This window comes from Armatimonadia bacterium, assembly GCA_039679385.1.
GTDB lineage: Bacteria > Armatimonadota > Zipacnadia > Zipacnadales > JABUFB01 > JAJFTQ01.
The window spans coordinates 12,808-29,107 of sequence record JBDKVB010000097.1 but is presented as its reverse complement, the minus strand read 5'-3'; the positions used below and the strand labels follow the sequence as shown (position 1 = coordinate 29,107).

The following is a 16,300-nucleotide window of genomic DNA, read 5'->3' as shown; positions in this document are numbered from 1 at the left end:
CCATGTCCTTCCCGGCGTGGGGAAGAGGTGAGTGGCCGTAGCGGGGCGAACAGATCGTGGCCCTAGACCGACAGTCGCACAGGGAGGAACACCATGGCTTTGGCCCACATGAACTACTACAACAAGGCGCTGCAGAAGGAAGTCGCCTTCTACGCGCTGCTTCCAGACCGCCAGGAGGCACCCGGACCTTACCCCGTCTACTACCTGCTCCATGGGCTGTCCGACGACTACACAGCCTGGCTGCGCTGGACGAGCATCGAGCGCTATGTACGCTCTCTGCCCCTGATCGTCGTGCTGCCCGACGGCGACCGCTGCTGGTACTCCAACATGCCCGACGGGCCGAAGTACGAGGACGCCCTGGTCCAGGACCTGATCCCCTTCGTCGACAAGTGGCTGCCGACCGTCGCCGAGGGGAAGGGACGGGTGATCGGTGGGCTCTCGATGGGCGGCTACGGCTCGATGAAGCTGGCTCTGAAGTACCCGGAGATGTTCTGCAGCGTGGCGGGCCACAGCGGTGCCTACGGCTTCGTGAAGAAGGGCGACACGGCACTGTCGGAGGAGGATTGCCCCTTCGTCCTGGCGGAGAAGCTGGACGCCTCAAAGGCCCCGGCGATCCGCTTCGACTGCGGCACCGAGGACTTCCTGATCCAGCACAACCGTGACTTCGACGCCCACCTGACCAAGCTGGGCATCGCGCACGAGTACGAGGAATTCCCAGGCACCCACAACTGGGGCTACTGGGACGAGCACGTTCAGCAGGCCATCGCCTTCCACTGCAAGGCCCTGGGGATCAGCCTTCCTGCCTGACCACCGGCGCTGTGATGTGCCCCGCAAGAGCCTCGCGCAGGGCATCCAGTCTCAGAGGCTTGCGCAGCACCCCACACACGCCCGAAGGCTCTGTCTGATCAGCCGAGAACTCGACACCCCAGCCAGTCAAGAGGACTACTGGGGTGTCGGGGTAGTGCTTGGCGATCAGAGCGGCCAAGTCCCAGCCGTTCATCTCGGGCATCCCCAGATCCGTGATCACCAGGTCGACCTTGTGCGTGGCCAGAAGGGACAGGGCCTGTTGGCCGCTGGTTGCACTGCAGGCCTTGTGTCCCAGAGCCTGTATCATGCCGGAAAGTACGACCCCCACTTCAAGGTCATCGTCCACCACGAGCACGACGCTCTGCTGCTGACTGGCTTCGGCAAGAGCCCCTGTGTCGTCTCCCTGCAGCGTGTCGGGGGCCGTCATGCACGGGATCCTGACAACGAAGGTAGCACCGGCACCCTCGCGGCTGTCCACGTCGATTGTGCCGTCTAGCCGGGAGAGCAGTCCATGGAGAGCAGCCAGGCCCAGGCCGTGAGAACGCGGCCCTTTGGTCGTGAAGAAGGGCGTGAAGATCCGTGCCTGCGTACCTGGTGACATGCCGATGCCTGTGTCGGAAACCGACAGGCACGCCTGTGTCCCCTCCGCCCAGGTCCGGATCGTGAGGGTGCCGCCCTCGGGCATGGCCTGCACCGCATTCGTGAGCAGGCACAACAGCCCATCCGCCAGCTCAGACTCCGAGGCGCGCACCTGGCCCGTTGGCTGCAGGTCGTGCAGCAGCACCAGGGGTAGTCCTTTCCGATCGGGCTCATCCTTCCAGAGCGGTCGCGAGAAATGCAACACCTCAGCGACCAGGTCGCGGAGATCGAAGGGGCTCGTCGCTGTGCTGCCACCGGCTGCATAGGTGTGCAGCCCACGCACCAACTCGGCCCCGCGGCGACAGGCCTGCTCAATCGAGGTGAAACGTTTCGTCTGCACGGTCCCCGGCGGTTCCCGTAGCGCCAGTTGCGCGTGGCCCATGATGACCGCGAGGAGGTTGTTGAAGTTGTGGGCGACGCCGGCAGCAAGAGTCCCAACGGCGGCCAGCTTCTCAGAGCGTCGCAGGGCCTCCTCCGCACGTCTGCGCTCCGTCAGGTCAAGGTCGATGCGGAATACCTGCGCGTTGTTCCCCGGCGCCACAACGACCGTGTGGATCGTGTATACATCGGTCGCGTGACCGTCAACACGACGGACGGTGCCTTCGTACGCAGGCATGAGGGCACCCGAGTGCGTAGCGCCGGTGCCCAGTCGCAGCGCCTCACGATGGCTCTCCATCACCTCTTCGGGCAACCCCAGATGATCGATGTGGCGCCCGAGAGCCTCAGCCGCCGGGTAGCCGAAGATGTCGGCACAGGCACGGTTCCAGTAGCGGATCGTCCCGTCCTCGTCATAGCCCTGAATCGACACGCCGGGGATGTGCTCCAGGAGCCCGCGGGTACACTCCTCGCGCTCGCGCAGATCCGCCTCGGCCATGGTGAGCCCTGCGAGGTCGCGCAGCAACTGGTCCGTCACCTGCTGCAGCTCCTCCTTCTGGCGAGCCAGAAGACGCTCAAGCCGGGTCTGGGCACGCTGCGAATCGGCGGCTTCCTGCCGGCGGGCACAGATGACCTCGGCGAATTGGCGGATCTCGCAAGCGGCCAGCGGCCTCCGCGCGTAGAGTACAGTACTCGTAGCTCCGAGCTGTCCCGCCAGGTCGTTGAGCCCCTCCACAGACCCCTCTGTCAGCAGCACGACCGTCAGTTCGGGATCAAGAGCGAGGATCTCTCGCGTCACTCGCACCCCGTCAAGACCTGGTGGCAGGTGGGCGTCGATAAAGGCGATGGTGAAGGGATCGTCGGCGGCGAGGGAATGACGCACGGCCTCGACTGCTGCGGCCGCGTCCTGGTACGCGCTCAACTCGAAGCTGAGAGGGCAAGTCTGATCAGCACCTGGACCGGTCGGCCCAGGGCCTCCCTGGGGCGCCGGCGGGACGCCCGCCTGCGATGGGGTTCGACCTCCCAGTGCGAGGTCGTACTCCTCCAGGGCCGTTGCCTCGGCGTGGAGTGCGAGTACGCGATGGGCTTGGGCAGCGGTCGCAGGCACTTGGCGTTCACCCCGGTGTTCGTCGGCGTCGTGAGACCTCGGGGCCCTTGTGTCGCGCGGAGGAGGGCCTTGCGCTGCGCTTGCCCCGATTCGACGCAACTCGCTCGCGGCTTGCCTTGCCCTCGGACCGCGCCCCTGGCAGATAGCAGGTGGCTGCTGGTCCGAGTACGCTTCGGGCAACCTCAGTGAAGCATGGCGCTCACGCCCAGAACAGGTTCGCTCCCAGTGACGATGCTGCGGGAAGCTGTGACGCCACGGACCAAAGGGCGAACATCCGATGCTCTTGATCGGCCAGTATAGGATCTGACCGCCGCCATGACACGTGGCTTATTATAGCACAGAGGTGAAACTGATGAAAGCTTGAGTTTTTCTGTGCCGTCACCGGAAGGTTTCGTGAAGGCAACCGCCGCGCAAACAGAGGTCCGACCGCAGTCGTCAGGCCGTGAGTGGCCTGTGGCGTATCTGTCACTCCCAGGAGGCTGCGGAGGTGACGGGAGGAGAGCCGACGGAGAGTTGCCTGGCGGGGCCCAGGTCAGACTGCCTGGGCCCCGCTGAGGTTCACTGCTCGTCAGTAACGTCGCCCTGGAGCGCTGGACGCTGAGGGTGTCGTGCCGGTGCCTTCACGACTGGGCGGTCGGTTGGGACCAGGGGATGGTCCGGGCGCTGGCTGGTGCTGCCCTGGACGAACTCGTGCAGGATTCTGCCCTCGTTCTGCGCGGGCGGCGCAAGACCCAGAAGGTGAGCCAGGGTCGGCGCGACGTCCGCAGTGGTATAGCTGAACTGCGCGTCCCTGGGCACCTTCACACCGCGCTTGACGCCCGCCCCGGACAGAATGAGCGCGCCCATGACGGAGGAGACCTCGGTCTCGTAGGTCGGAATCATCGGACCGTGGTTACCGCCGCCGCAGGGGAAGATCAGACGCTCTTCGCCCAGCCGCAAGGTCTCGTCGCCTGACCACCGGTACCCTCCGGCGTAGACGAACACGATGTCGCCGATGTACTCGCCCCACAGACCGATCATTGGTGCGTCTTCCCGTGCTAGAACGATCGGAAGAACATGACACCCGGTGTCAGGGTCTTTGAGGTCTCGGAGGGCCGTTAGGACCTCCCTGCGCAGGTCCTCGTACTCGCCCTGCGGCACGATTCCGCCCTCGTCGCGCCCCTGAAGGTTGACCCAGAGGTGGTTCTGAGACAGGAAGACCTTGCTGCGCTTCCAGTCCACGTGCCGGCCGTCATCACTCAGGGCGACCCAGCCGCGCGTCTTGAACAGGTTGAGGAGGGATACCGCTTTGGCATTGGCCGGCGTTCCGTGGTCAGAGGCAACGGCGAACACCGTCTGGCCATCCGTGAGCTCCTCGACGAAGGCACCGACGAAGCGGTCCGCCGCCCTGTAGTAGTCGCGCAGGATCTCCCAGTTCTCCTCCAGGTTGCCCGGATCGTAGTCGGTGCCCGTCGGATCGACGCGAGCCTGGAAGGTGTGTCCCATCTCGTCGAGGATGTGCCAGTGCAGGTACACGAGTGAGGCGTCGAGCTCCTCGACGGCCAGGTGGACGGCCTTCGCCCAGCGGCTCGCCTCGGCACCCATGACTTGGTCCACGGTGTCAAAGCCCAGCAGGCCGTGGCAATGCAGACCACAGGTGCCTCCCGCGTGCAGGTACGGGCCCAGGACCTCGGTCAGGCGCTGACCCAACCAGGGGTTGGAGATGATCCGGCCGTCGGTGGGGAAGGCGTCCAGGCGGAACAGCCGCAGAACTGAAGCGTCAGGGGCGATCTCCAGGAGCTTGAAGCGGAAGGCGCCTTCGCAGTCTCCCTGGTCGGCGGTGGTGAAGGGTGCGCGGAGCCAGCCGCTCCATTCGCGCGCGGAGAGCTCGGCTACCTGCGTCTGGAGGTCCTTGGACTGCGCGATCGTGACGGTGTCGTAGCCGCCGCCCTGGCTCCAGATCAGGACCTGGTAGCGGGGGCCGGTTCCCTCGGTTGCCGTGAGCACCTCGACCTCGGTCTCAAGCAGCGGGAGCTTGCTCTCCGGAGTGTTGGTCCAGCCGGTAGCCTCACGCAGCTCGATCAGCGTGCCGCCCTGCTGGTCGGGGAGATTGTGGTACACCGTCGGAGCGGCGAGGTCGTAGTACGAGCGAGCAGGCTGGAAGAGGCGGTCAAGGTGGACTGCCATCTCGGTGGTCGGGGGATACCCGGCGTAGTTGACGACGACACTCCGCATCCCTGCTCTGGCTGCGGTCTCCCAGAGGTACTCGGCCCGACACAGTCCAGCATTGAAAGCCTCAGCCCGGTGGTACTCCCAGACTGGCTCGCCCGGCAGGTGCGATCCCCACTGCACAACCCCGTGGTTTCCTGGAGTAGCGCCTGTAGCGAGGGTGGTCCAGTTGGTGGGTGTCTGGGCGGGGATGGCAGGACGAATCCTGGTGAAGACTCCGTGGCCGATCAGCCGGGCCAGGTTGGGCATGGCTCCTTCAGCCAGGAAACGTTCGACCATCGTGGGGACCATCGCATCAAGACCGAGGAAGACCGCACGCTCTGCTCTTGCCACAGCACTGTCTCCTTCTGTGCCCGCCCCTGCGTCCTGAGGTCTGTGCGAGCCGGGCACGGTTGCGGTGATAGTCTGCGTCCAGCCACGTGTCTGAGCCGGCATGGCCGGCCGGACTCAGACGCGAAAGACTCCCTTCCTGTGGGGTGCCAAGGCGAACGCCCACATCCCGGGAAACCGAGCGTCACCCGAGTTCGGCGCTGACGGCTCGGCAGCAGAGAGGGAGCCCGCGAGAAGCCGAGGCCCTACCACAGGTGGAAGACCAAGTCCTGCGACGCGACGCCGTACATGGCGGAGATGTGCAGCTTGACCTCGCCGTTGGCCATGTCGAGGGACCCGGTGGCATCGCCGAAGGTCTGCTTGTCTCCGGTCTCCTTGCCATCCGCCGGGCAGGACTGGGTTCCCAGGCGACCGGGTCCAAGTGGTCCGCCGGTACGATTGGGGCAGGTGCCGACCGTGCAGATATGCTTGGGGTTCCGGGTGACTGCGCCACCAACCGTGGTGATGATATCCTTGTTCGCAAGGCCCAGGCTGAGGCCTGCGGTGAAATGCCAGTTGGCGACCACGCCCGGGATCATCATATCCTTCGCGAGAGTACCTGTGACCGAGTACGAGTTCTTGGCGATCCTGAAGTCCGCCCCGATGCTGAGGCCGCCACCCAGCGCCACGCTTCCAGTGCCTGCGAGTGTCCCCTCCGGCTGCACGGTGAAACTCGCCCCCGTGATCTGCCGGACCCCGAAGCCGATGCTGCCCGTTCCCGAGACGCCGGTGTTGTCTGCGACGAGTCTGGCCTCTGCAAGAGGGATGCCGAAGGCCTCCACCTTCCCCGACCAGCTTCCATTGAGGTTCCCGGCGGCATCGAGGACGGCGTTCAGCGGCTTGCCCAGAACCTGCAGCGGGAACTTGATCCCGGCTGCGGGGTCGACCTCACGGTCGACCTTCGCCTCGGCGAGGGTCCATGCTCCGACCTTGATGCCGGTACTGGACCGCCAGCGCATCTTGCCGTCCGGTGCGATCGTGTAGGTCAGGTCGCGTGCCAGTCCAGCGATGTTCGTGCTGCCGCTCCAGACCAGCGACGGCTGCAGGTTCGTCAGTTGCAGGGCGAAGGTGCGTGCTCCGAGGACGGGGATGTTGATCGACGCTGAGCCGGAGCCGCTCACCTGGCCGTTGCTGCTGATCTCCAGATGGCCGTCCATGAGGTCGTGCCCGCTGAAGCTGAGCGTGCCGTCATACACTGCGCGAAGGGTGTTGGCCGCGTAGCGCAGGTCAAACTCGTGCGCACCAAGGGCTGCAACCGGCGTAAGGCCGGCCTTGCCGGTGAAGCTTACCTGACCGAAGCCGGTGATGCTTGCGGAGGTCTTGGGGAAGCTGTAGGTCCCCAGGTTCAGCGCACCAGACCAGTCCGCCGAGAGCGTGTCCTTCGCGTAGCCCAGTACGAAGCGCCTCCCGCCACCCACGCCCGGAACCGCCTGATTGGCCGCCCCGGTGATGCTGAAGACGCCGTCGCTGCTGATGACGCCTCGAGTGTTCGGGAAGTTGTAGGTCCCCAGGGCCAGGGTGCCCTGCCAGAAGGCGGTGAGTTGGTCCTTCGTGTAGTCGAGGGTGAAGTCGCGTGCGCCGGTGATCCCGGGGACGCTCAGGGTCGCTACGCCGGCAACCGTGACCTGTCCCGTTGTGCTGATCAGTATCCTGGTGTTCGGGAAGGAGAAGGTGCCCAGACTCACAGTCCCAGCCCACAAGCCGCGCACCTGCGCGCCCTCGTAAGTGAGGCCGAACTCGCGCTCCCCCAGCCCGGGAAGGGTGATCGGTGCCTTGGCGGCAAAGCTCATTTCGCCGCCGGGGCCGATCGTGACGGGCGCTTCCGGCATGACGTTGGTGCCCAGAGTAGCCTTCGCGAGGCCCTTTGCCGAGAGCTGCTGACCGTCATAGGCCAGCGCGAAGTCGATCGCCACCCCGCCGGGCGCCGTCAGACGGTAGGAGCCGGTCACGTCGACCTGCCCGGCGCTGGAAATGCTGATCACGGCGTCGTTGAAGGCATAGGAGCCAAGCCGGATCGTGCCCCGCCAGGCGGCCTTCGGTGCGCCCTGCTCGAGGGAGAGCTGGAAAGCCTTCGCGCCACCGAGGCCCGGGAGATCAAGTGCCTGCGAGCCCTCGAGTGTTGCCTGATGTGTGAAGCCGCCGCCCGATCGGACGCTGCGGACCCTGACGGCGGCGCGCTGGAAGGCGAAGGTCCCCAGGTTCATGGCCCCGGTCCAGTCGGCCGTCATCCCGCCGGGCCTGATCACATAGCCCAGCTTGACCTCGTTGCCGGCCAGCGTCAGCGTGCGTGACCCCTCTAGGCCGGAGGGTGAGATGGTGCCGGAGCTAGCCTGCGCAGCGCTCAGCCCGGGGATAGCCACCGACCCCTGCCAGGTGCCGGAGACGCGCTTCCTGGCATCCAGGGCGAAGTTGAGGTCGACCTTCCCGACCTCAGGAACCTCGACCGTGCCGCTGCCCATTGTCACGCCGTCACGAAGGGAGGTGACTGCCTCGACCGGGAAGCCGGCCACGGTGACCGTCGTGCGCTCCTGGGCCGGGCCAAGGACCTCGACACCGGCCGCTGGGGCCTGCGGCGTCTGGGCGGCACCGGTTACCGGCACCGCACCGTCGGACGCAGACTTGGCCGTTCCCTCCGGAGCAGGAAGCTGACCCACCGTGGACACCGAATCGGTGCCGTCGGCCAGCAGCAACGGAGTCGGCAGCAGAACCAGGGAGAGCAACAGCAGGATGAGTGGGCGTGCGGAACGAACCATCATCGGCAAGGACCTCCACCTGAGGGCCGCAGTCAGAGACCGCTGTTACTATGGCCCAAGAACAACAATTCATCCTTCTACGTTCCACTGCCATTTCCCTCCTCTCGGGGTCCTGGCCCCACGCGAGGGAGGATGCAAGCTCTCCGCGACGCACAGCAGGTCAGAGGGCATCCCATGAGTTGGGGGTCTGGCTGTCGAAGGGAGGCACGCAAGATGCGTTCCGTGAGCTCCTGTCGGTGGTTCGTGCTGGGTCTGGTCCTTCTAGGGTGTGCCGGGTGCAGTTCGGCAGAGGACGCGTCCATACCGCTCGGAGAACCCGTGCTGGAGGCCCCGACGCTGCATTGCCTCGGAGCCTACTGGGTGATCCGTGGTGACGAGAACCGCAATGCGCGAGTCGAGCTGCGCTTCCGGAAGGCAGGCAGTGCCGACTGGCGGCTCGGACTGCCCCTCTTCCGCGTCGAGAAGGAAGCACTTCGCGGCAGTCGTGGCGGCACCGCCTTCGCGGTTCCCTCGGATGCCTGGCTCTTCGCCGGTAGTGCACTGCTCCTGGAGCCGGGCACGGCCTACGAGTTGCGTCTGAATCTGATTGACCCTGAGGGGGGAGAAGCGGAGCGTCTCCTCGCCTGCCGGACGCTGGCTGAGCCCGTTCGACCGCCCGACCTGACCCCGCTGTATGTCATGCCGGGCAAGGGTGGAGGGAGCGGCACGGCCCAGGACCCCTTTCGGGGCCTCGCAGCCGCTCAGGCAAGGGCGCAGCCCGGGAGCCTGATGCTGCTCGGCGTCGGCGTGTACGAAGGCACCTTTGAGGTTACGAAGTCAGGCGAGCCGGGACACCCGATCGTCTGGACCGCGAGGGGAGATGGCGAGGTCATTCTCGACGCTCAGGGCAAGGCGCCGGAGGTGCCGGCACGCGCTGTCTCTGCCTCCGACGTGCACGATGTCTGGTTCGAGAGGCTGACGATTCGCCGCGCCCAGTGGGGACTTGTGGCCCACGGCTCGTCTCGGGTGGTGATCCGCCGCTGCCGGTTCGAGGCTGTGAAGAACGGGATCACCGCGACTCGCAACGACGGCGACACCCTCCGCGGGCTCTTTATTTCCGACAACACCCTCGAAGGTCCGCTGAACTGGCCACGTCCGGCGAACGCGGGCGACATCGAGGAAGACCGCGGTATCCAAGTGTCCGGCGTGGGCCATGTGGTCTGCTACAACCGGGTTCGGAACTTCAAGGATGCCATCGACACCTTCCCCAGCCAACGCTGCGAGGCCATCGACTTCCACAACAACGAGATCAGCGAGTGCGTCGACGACGGGATTGAGATGGATGAGTCCTATCGGAACACGCGGTGCTTCCTCAACCGGCTCACGAACGTCTTTCAGGGCATCTCCACTCAGCCGGTCGTTGGCGGCCCTGTCTACATCTTCCGGAATGCGCTCTACAACGTGACGGTCGAGCCCTTCAAGATGCACAACAGCCCCTCGGGCGCCCTGATGCTGCACAACACCTGCGTCAAGTCAGGAATGCCGGTCATGGTCGCGACCTCGGCAACGGTGCGCAACTGCGTGTGGCGCAACAACCTGTTCCTGGGCACGGATGCCGCCTACGCTGCAGAGTTCACGTCGCCGATGGCGGGCTGCGATTTCGACTATGACGGCTTCGCCCGCATCCGCAGCGGCAACCTGCTGAAGTGGAATCGCGTGCGCTACGCGACCCTCGAGGAGGTGCAGGCCCGCAGCCCCGTCGAGAAACACGCGGTCCTGGTACGGGCCGACCAGGCCTTCGCCTCGGGTCTTCAGGTACCTGGAGACCCGGCGGGTAGGGCCGACCCGGAGAGCGTTGACCTGCGACTGCGACCGGGCTGCGAAGCCGTGGACGCGGGGGAGGTGCTTCCCGGTCTCAACGATGGGTATGCGGGGAAGGCCCCTGATCTTGGCGCCTACGAACTTGGAGGCGACCTGCCGCACTTCGGACCGCGACCGGAAGAGGCTGCGAAGTAGGCTGCGGCGCACACAGCTTGCGTCGAACAGCGTTCACTTTGGCGAAGGACGAAGGGTTTCAGATTCGCGCGGCGAACCCCTGCAAGTGTTCTCGCCATGCGAAGCCAAAAGGAGCCAACCGATATGCCAGAGACACTGCGCGCCGCCATCATCGGCACGGGACGTCCACACGGAAGCGAAGGACGAACGGGGTCAGGAATGGCCCATTCCCACGCCCGCGGGTACAACGCCTATCCCGGGGCCGAGATCGTCGCTCTTGCCGACATCCGCCCGGAGAACGCCCAGGCCTTCGCCGAGCAGCACTGCCCGAAGGCTGCGCTCTACACCGACTTCAAGAAGATGCTCAAGGCCGAGAAGCCGGATGTGGTGAGCGTCTGCCTGTGGCCGCAACTGCACGGAATGGCCGTCATGGCCTGCGCGAAGGCCGGGGTTCGCGCCGTGCACTCGGAGAAGCCCATGGCGCCGACCTGGGGCGAGGCCCAGAAGATGGCCGCCGCCTGCGAGAAGGCTGGCACGCAGCTCACCTTCAACCACCAGCGCCGCTTCCTGCCCGCCTTCCGGAAGGCGAAGGAAGTCGCCCACAGTGGCGCCATCGGCGACATCGTGCGGCTGGAGGGCTCCTGCAGCAACATGATCGACTGGGGTACCCACTGGATCGACATGATGTTCTTCTTCAACAACGAGAACCCCGTCAAGTGGGTCCTGGGGCAGATTGACGCCCGTGAGTGGCATGAAGTCTTCGGACTACCCTACGAGCACCAGGCGATCTGCGAAATGAAGTTCGAGAACGGCGTGCGCGGCGTGCTGTTCACCGGCGAGGACAGCGATATCGGCTGCTCCATGCGCATCATCGGCACCGACGGCGTCGTTGAGCTGCGTGGTGGCGACACTCCGCTGTGGGTGCGCGGCAAGGGCGACAGCAAGTGGAAGACGCCGAAGCTCGGCGGCGGACTGCACGGCGGAGATGCAATCACGCTGGGGATCAAGGACCTCCTCGATGCGCTCAAGGAGGGACGCGAACCGGAACTGGCGGCTCGTCGCGCCCTGCAGACCACCGAGGTCATCTTCGCGACCTATGAGTCCAGCCGGCGACGCGGCCGCGTCGATATGCCGCTGAAGCAGAAGGACTCCGCTTACCTGTCGATGATCGAGGACGGGACCCTCAAGCCCAAGAAGGTCAAGCGATAGCCAACCTGTCCATCATTGCCAACGGGGGCTCGGGTCTGTGCCTGGGCCCCCGGAACGTCCCTGGCGCGTGATCAAAGGGAGGCACCGATGCGGAAGCTCCTGGTCGTTGCTGCGCTGCTTCTGCCCTGGGCAGGACTATGCCAGACGACCTATGACGTGGCGCTGATCCGGCCGACGAGTCTGCTCGCTCAGCGACCCTCAGCCGGTGGCGATGTCTCCACCTACTTCCAGAACCTTCGCAACGTTCTCGACGTGGCCGGGCTGCGCTACCACACAGTCGAAGAGACTGCGCTGGTGGCCAAGCAGGTCCCGGTGAGCGAGTTCGTGGCATGCCCCTACAACCCCGACATGCCCGCGGAAGTCGAGGCAGCCTTGCTGCGGTTTCTCGATGATGGCGGCCGAGCGCTGCTGTGCTTCTTCTGCCCGACGGCCGTGCGCGAGCGCCTCGGCATGGGTGAGCTGCTGTTTGCCCCGGCCGGTGAGGCCCAGTCCTTCGCCACCTTGCGGGCGACGAGTTACGCGCCACCGGGGATGCCTGCGGAGGTCGGCCAGGGGAGCTGGAACGCCTACCTGCTTTCAGGGCTGGAGACGGGCAAGTCCCGACCCGTGCTGGACTGGGTGGCGGGCGATGGCAAGACCGACTCTGGGCCGGGCATGGTGATGTCGGATCAGGTCGCCTGGATCGGGCACGTCATGACGCCCGGTGACTTGGCCGGGAAGGCCCAGATGCTGCTCGCGGTGTTCGGGAGTTGGAGGCCGGAAGTCTGGCAGCGAGCAGCCGCCTTCGCGTGCCGGAAAGAACTGGGTTACCAGTTCGCTGCGGACTGGGACGGGCTGAAGAAGCTGGCGGCCGACAAGCCGGTGAAGAGCGAGGTCGAGGCGCTGGTCGCACGCTTTGACCGACTGACGACCTCGGGTGCTGAGGCGAAGCCCTGGGAGGTCTTCCGCGAAGCTGTGCAGTTGCGCTCGCAGGCCGAAGACCTGTACCTTGCTTCGCTGCCCTCGCGGCCGGACAAGCTGCGTGGCGCCTGGGTCGTGATACCGCAGGGAGCCAGTGACTGGGGCTGGGAGAAGACCGCCCGGGTCGCGAAGGAGAACGGCCTGACAGACCTGTTCGTGCGCGTGGAGTGGGGAGGACGAGCCTCCTACCACAGCAAGATCATCCCCAGTCGGCTTGAGGGTGACGAAGACCCGGTGGCCGAGGGAATCGCGGCCTGCCACAAGTACGGGCTGCGCTATCACGCCTGGTTCATCAACAACAACTGGCGCACTCCTACAGACGAGATCATCGCCCGCGGTCGCGAGAAGGGCTGGTGGCAGATCGGCCCTGACGGGTCCGACCGTGTGCTCGAGGGTGGCGACCGGGTATTCTGGCTGAACCCCTCGGAGCCCGGGGTGGTGCAGCTTCAGGCCGACATGATGGCTGAGTTCGCCGCGAACTACCCGGCCGACGGCGTGCACTTCGACTACATCCGCTACGAGAACTACAGCGGGTCCTACGGACCCCGTGACCGCGAGCGGTTCGAGAAGTGGGCCAAAGTGACGGCCGCGAAATGGCCGGATGACGTCCTCGCGGGTTCCGGCGGTAAGCCCGATGGCCCGCTGTTCGAGAAGTTCGCCGAGTGGCGCTGTGAGCAGGTGAGTAACGTCGTCCGTGCGGTCGCGGAGGAGGTCCACAAGGTTCGTGGCACGCAGAACCCGGTGACGATCTCAGCGTCGGTCTATCCGAGTTGGCCCTACCATCGCACCATGGTCGGTCAGGACTGGGCACGCTGGCTGCGCGAGGGCTGGATCGACTTCGTCTGTCCGATGGCCTACGATTCGCCCTCGGGCTTCGAGCGCCACACCGACCGAGTGAAGCGCCAGCGCGAGGCAGCCGGTGACAAGCCGCTGTACGTGGGGATCGGCGCGTGGCTGCATCCCGGGCCTCGCACCGTGGCCGAGTCCGTCGTGGCCGACCGTGAGCTTGGCGCCGATGGGTTCCTGCTGTTCTCGTACACTACCGACCTGGGCGACCGGTTTCTGCCGGCTCTCCGCCGCGGGGTCTTCGCAGGAGACTGAGATGGGGGCACCCGACTTCTACTTCGCCATCAACGCAACCTTCAACCATATCCTGAGACACTTCGGTGAGGGTGCGCTGTACGCCTACTGGGAAGAGATGGGTCGCGAACACTATGCGGCCGTGACAGAGGCGGTGCGTGAGCGAGGATTGCCGGCGCTGCAGGAGCACTGGGAACAGCTCTTTGCAGAGGAGCCCGGTAGCGAGATCGCCTGCGTGCTGGAGGGCGACTGCCTGACCCTGGAGGTCCGCACGTGCCCGGCCTTCCGCCATCTCCTCGCTCATGGCCGTGAACCGATGCCGCTGTACTGCGACCACTGCCTGTACGTCTCGCAGGGGATGCTGGAGCCGGTCGGAGTTGGCGTCGAGATAGAGGGCGGACAGGGAAGCTGCGTGCAGCGTTTCCGCAAGAAGGAGTAGCGGCCGGTACGCTGCCGGACAGAACACAAGAGGGCACGGGTGACGAGAGGCTCCCGTGCCCTTTGCGTGGGTGCAGACAGGTGGGGACGCCGCTACTGCCGACCCGCCGGTCGTCGAGGAGGCTGAGGCCGGGGTCGCAGGCGGCCCTCCAGGTTCAGCGGCTCAAGGGACGCTTCCCAGTCTGTCAGGCACTTGTGCAGGTCTTCGATCGTGTTTGGGTGCGTGCCCTCGGCGGCGAGGTTCAGGGTCTCGCCACGGTCGGCGGTCATGCTGAAGAGCTGCTCAGTCGGATCGCCCTTGTAGGTGATGAGCTTCCATTCCGGCGTCCGCACCATGCGGCCCGTGATGGCGGCCTCACTGACGACGAACTCGCGCCAGGAGACGTCGCGACCTTCGGCCAGAGGCCGGAGACTGCGTCCTCGGGCCTTCGGCATGGCCTCGATACCCGCATAGTCGGTCAGCGTCGCCGCTACGTCGAGGCCTGAGACCAGGTGCGTGCGGTCCTGCACGCCCTCGGCAATCTGCCCTGGCCAGGACACGATGAAGGGCACCAGGGCGGCCTCGTCGTACAGGTACATCTTCTGCCACAGGTGATGGCAGCCCATCCCGTCACCATGGTCGGCAGTGAAGACCACGACGGTGTTGTCCGCGTGGGGCGAGTCCTCCAGCGCATCGAGCACGCGCCCGATCTGTGCATCGACCATCTCGACGTGCCGGTAGTAGGCCCAGCGGTAGTAGCGCCACATCCAGTCAGGCCATCTGGACATGTACTTGCCCCAGGCGCCCTGGGGTCCTCGCCAGGCTTGCTTGACCTTTTCGGGCTCGCGCGGGTCGAAGTTGAAGTTGGGCTGCAGCGGCGGCAGCTCAGCCTCAATCTGTGGGTAGGGCAGCTCCTCCGGGTGCTGGCTGTGGAGGAACACCCAGTAGCAGATGTCGTGCGGCTGCAGGAAGCCCAGGGTCAGGAAGAAGGGCTTGTCGCCCGTGTAGTTGAGCAGGAAGCTCTCGGCCGCCCGCGAGACGACGGAGTCCGTGTTCTCACCGATCCCGCTGCCGTTGGTGAGCACCCTGAAGGTCTGGGCGAAGTTCCGTCCGGTCACGTGCCACTTGCCTGAGTAGAGCGACTCATAGCCGCGAGTCGAGAACCACTGCCCGAAGTCGGGCATGGTCTCGGCGATCGGGTAGACGTCGTTGATCACAACGCCGTTTTCGCTGGGTGGTCGGCCCGTGACCCAGGCAGCCCGAGCGGGACAGCAGACCGGATTGGCAGAGTAGGACTCGCGGAAGGAGACGCCGCGAGCCAGGAGCCGGTCGAGGTTCGGCGTGTGCACGTACTCGCAGCCATGCCCGGAGAGGATGTTCCCGTTGAGCTGGTCCACGGTGATGAGGAGCAGGTTCGGCGGCCGGTTGAGGTGAACCGCGGGGGCTCCGAGTACCGAGCTCCCTCCTGCGGCGAGGGCCGCTGCACCCAGAGCTCCGGTCTGGAGAAACTGACGCCGGGTCATGCCCCTGGCCATCACAGGCTCACCTCCGTCATCTTCAGCGAGGGTTGCCACAGGTAGGCACGCAGACCGCCGATCGCAAACAGCAGGCGGCGCTGGTCATCGAGCCAGTAGGTGTAGGGGAGAAGGCCCTGACCGAACTGCTCGTAACCATGCAGGCGCAGCGGCCCGGCGGCAAGGGGTACCTCGACAGTGCGCCGGTAGGCCAGACGCTGCCCGGGTCGCAGGAGCTGCAGCTCCTCGAGCATGTCGAAGTCGGCCTCGGAAGGGTCATCGGCAGGCCACCGCTGCAGCGCCTCCATCACGCACCAGTTGGCAGACAGAGGAAGTCGGACCGGGGTTACCCGAGTGCGAGTCCTGGTGCGGCGGACCTCCGCGCCGAGGAGTTCACCCTTCTCGCGAAGGTCGGTGGCGGGAATCGGGGCGCCCTGCGCGTCGAGCATCAGAGAGTGAAGCTCCCAGCGCAGGGGCGTCGACAGCTTGTCTGCGGCGCAGGTGATCAGGACTTCGACGCGTTCGGAGTTGCCGCCGACCATCGGCGAGATGCCGACCTGCAGCGTGAAGGTGTCGGCAGCGGTCGGACTCTTCCGCAGCCTCAGCACCCCGGGCCCTGCGAGGGCGTCGATCTCCGCAGGCCCAGAGGGGAAAACGGCTCGCACGGCGTAGGTGTGTTCCCACTGACCGGCCGGGCTGAAGCTACCCGCGGGCGGGACGAAGGTCCGCAGCGCCGGCCACAAGCGACGCAGTGATAGGGGCAGATCCGCGGGCGCCAGTTCGGGCACCTCAGGCATGCAATCACCTCCAGGAGTCTCCGCGTAGTGGGCCCAGGCAGGGCCTTGTTACCCCAACAGCGCGACCACGCAAGCACTTGCATCCTGTG

At 65.8% G+C, this 16,300-nt stretch carries 10 protein-coding genes; 5 read left to right on the top strand and 5 right to left on the bottom strand.

Going from position 1 to position 16,300, the window contains the following annotated elements; all coding sequences use genetic code 11:
* The first annotated feature begins 93 nt into the window (after window positions 1–93).
* A complete protein-coding gene (locus ABFE16_11525) occupies window positions 94–807 on the top strand; it encodes an alpha/beta hydrolase family protein (GenBank protein MEN6345924.1) in 714 nt (237 codons plus the stop codon).
* On the opposite strand, the gene ABFE16_11520 is transcribed toward ABFE16_11525, so the two are convergent.
* The 3 genes from ABFE16_11520 to ABFE16_11510 form a co-directional block, all read right to left on the bottom strand.
* The gene (locus tag ABFE16_11520) at window positions 791–2,929 is read right to left on the bottom strand and encodes a response regulator (GenBank protein MEN6345923.1); all 2,139 of its coding nucleotides are present in this window, start codon (window positions 2,927–2,929) and stop codon (window positions 791–793) included. The genes ABFE16_11525 and ABFE16_11520 overlap by 17 nt on opposite strands.
* 558 nt (window positions 2,930–3,487) lie before the next feature.
* Window positions 3,488–5,470: an alkaline phosphatase family protein gene (locus ABFE16_11515; protein ID MEN6345922.1), complete on the bottom strand. Its 1,983-nt coding sequence runs from the start codon at window positions 5,468–5,470 to the stop codon at window positions 3,488–3,490.
* 242 nt (window positions 5,471–5,712) lie between these two features.
* Window positions 5,713–8,262 carry a hypothetical protein gene (locus ABFE16_11510; protein MEN6345921.1) on the bottom strand — a complete coding sequence of 850 codons (2,550 nt, stop codon included), beginning with the start codon at window positions 8,260–8,262 and terminating at the stop codon, window positions 5,713–5,715.
* A gap of 210 nt (window positions 8,263–8,472) precedes the next feature.
* On the opposite strand from ABFE16_11510, the gene ABFE16_11505 reads away from it, so the two are divergent.
* The 4 genes from ABFE16_11505 to ABFE16_11490 all read left to right on the top strand — a co-directional run bounded on the left by ABFE16_11505 (window position 8,473) and on the right by ABFE16_11490 (window position 13,921).
* Complete coding sequence (locus ABFE16_11505) at window positions 8,473–10,254, top strand: right-handed parallel beta-helix repeat-containing protein (GenBank protein ID MEN6345920.1); 1,782 nt, start codon at window positions 8,473–8,475, stop codon at window positions 10,252–10,254.
* 123 nt (window positions 10,255–10,377) lie between these two features.
* Entirely contained in the window at window positions 10,378–11,442 is a 1,065-nt protein-coding gene (locus ABFE16_11500) for a Gfo/Idh/MocA family oxidoreductase (protein MEN6345919.1), read from the top strand.
* A gap of 87 nt (window positions 11,443–11,529) precedes the next feature.
* Window positions 11,530–13,503, top strand: a complete 1,974-nt coding sequence (locus ABFE16_11495; GenBank protein ID MEN6345918.1) for a family 10 glycosylhydrolase — start codon at window positions 11,530–11,532, stop codon at window positions 13,501–13,503.
* Between the two features lies 1 nt (window position 13,504).
* Window positions 13,505–13,921 (top strand): hypothetical protein, encoded by a 417-nt coding sequence (locus ABFE16_11490; protein ID MEN6345917.1) that lies wholly within the window; start codon window positions 13,505–13,507, stop codon window positions 13,919–13,921.
* Window positions 13,922–14,013: 92 nt separating this feature from the next.
* Here ABFE16_11490 and ABFE16_11485 read toward each other — a convergent pair whose 3' ends face one another.
* Together ABFE16_11485 and ABFE16_11480 are read right to left on the bottom strand one after the other, a co-directional pair.
* Window positions 14,014–15,435, bottom strand: coding sequence for a sulfatase-like hydrolase/transferase (locus ABFE16_11485; protein ID MEN6345916.1), 1,422 nt, complete (start codon window positions 15,433–15,435; stop codon window positions 14,014–14,016).
* Window positions 15,435–16,211, bottom strand: a complete 777-nt coding sequence (locus ABFE16_11480; GenBank protein MEN6345915.1) for a hypothetical protein — start codon at window positions 16,209–16,211, stop codon at window positions 15,435–15,437. Before ABFE16_11480 ends, ABFE16_11485 begins: the two co-directional genes overlap by 1 nt.
* Between the last annotated feature and the right edge of the window lie 89 nt (window positions 16,212–16,300).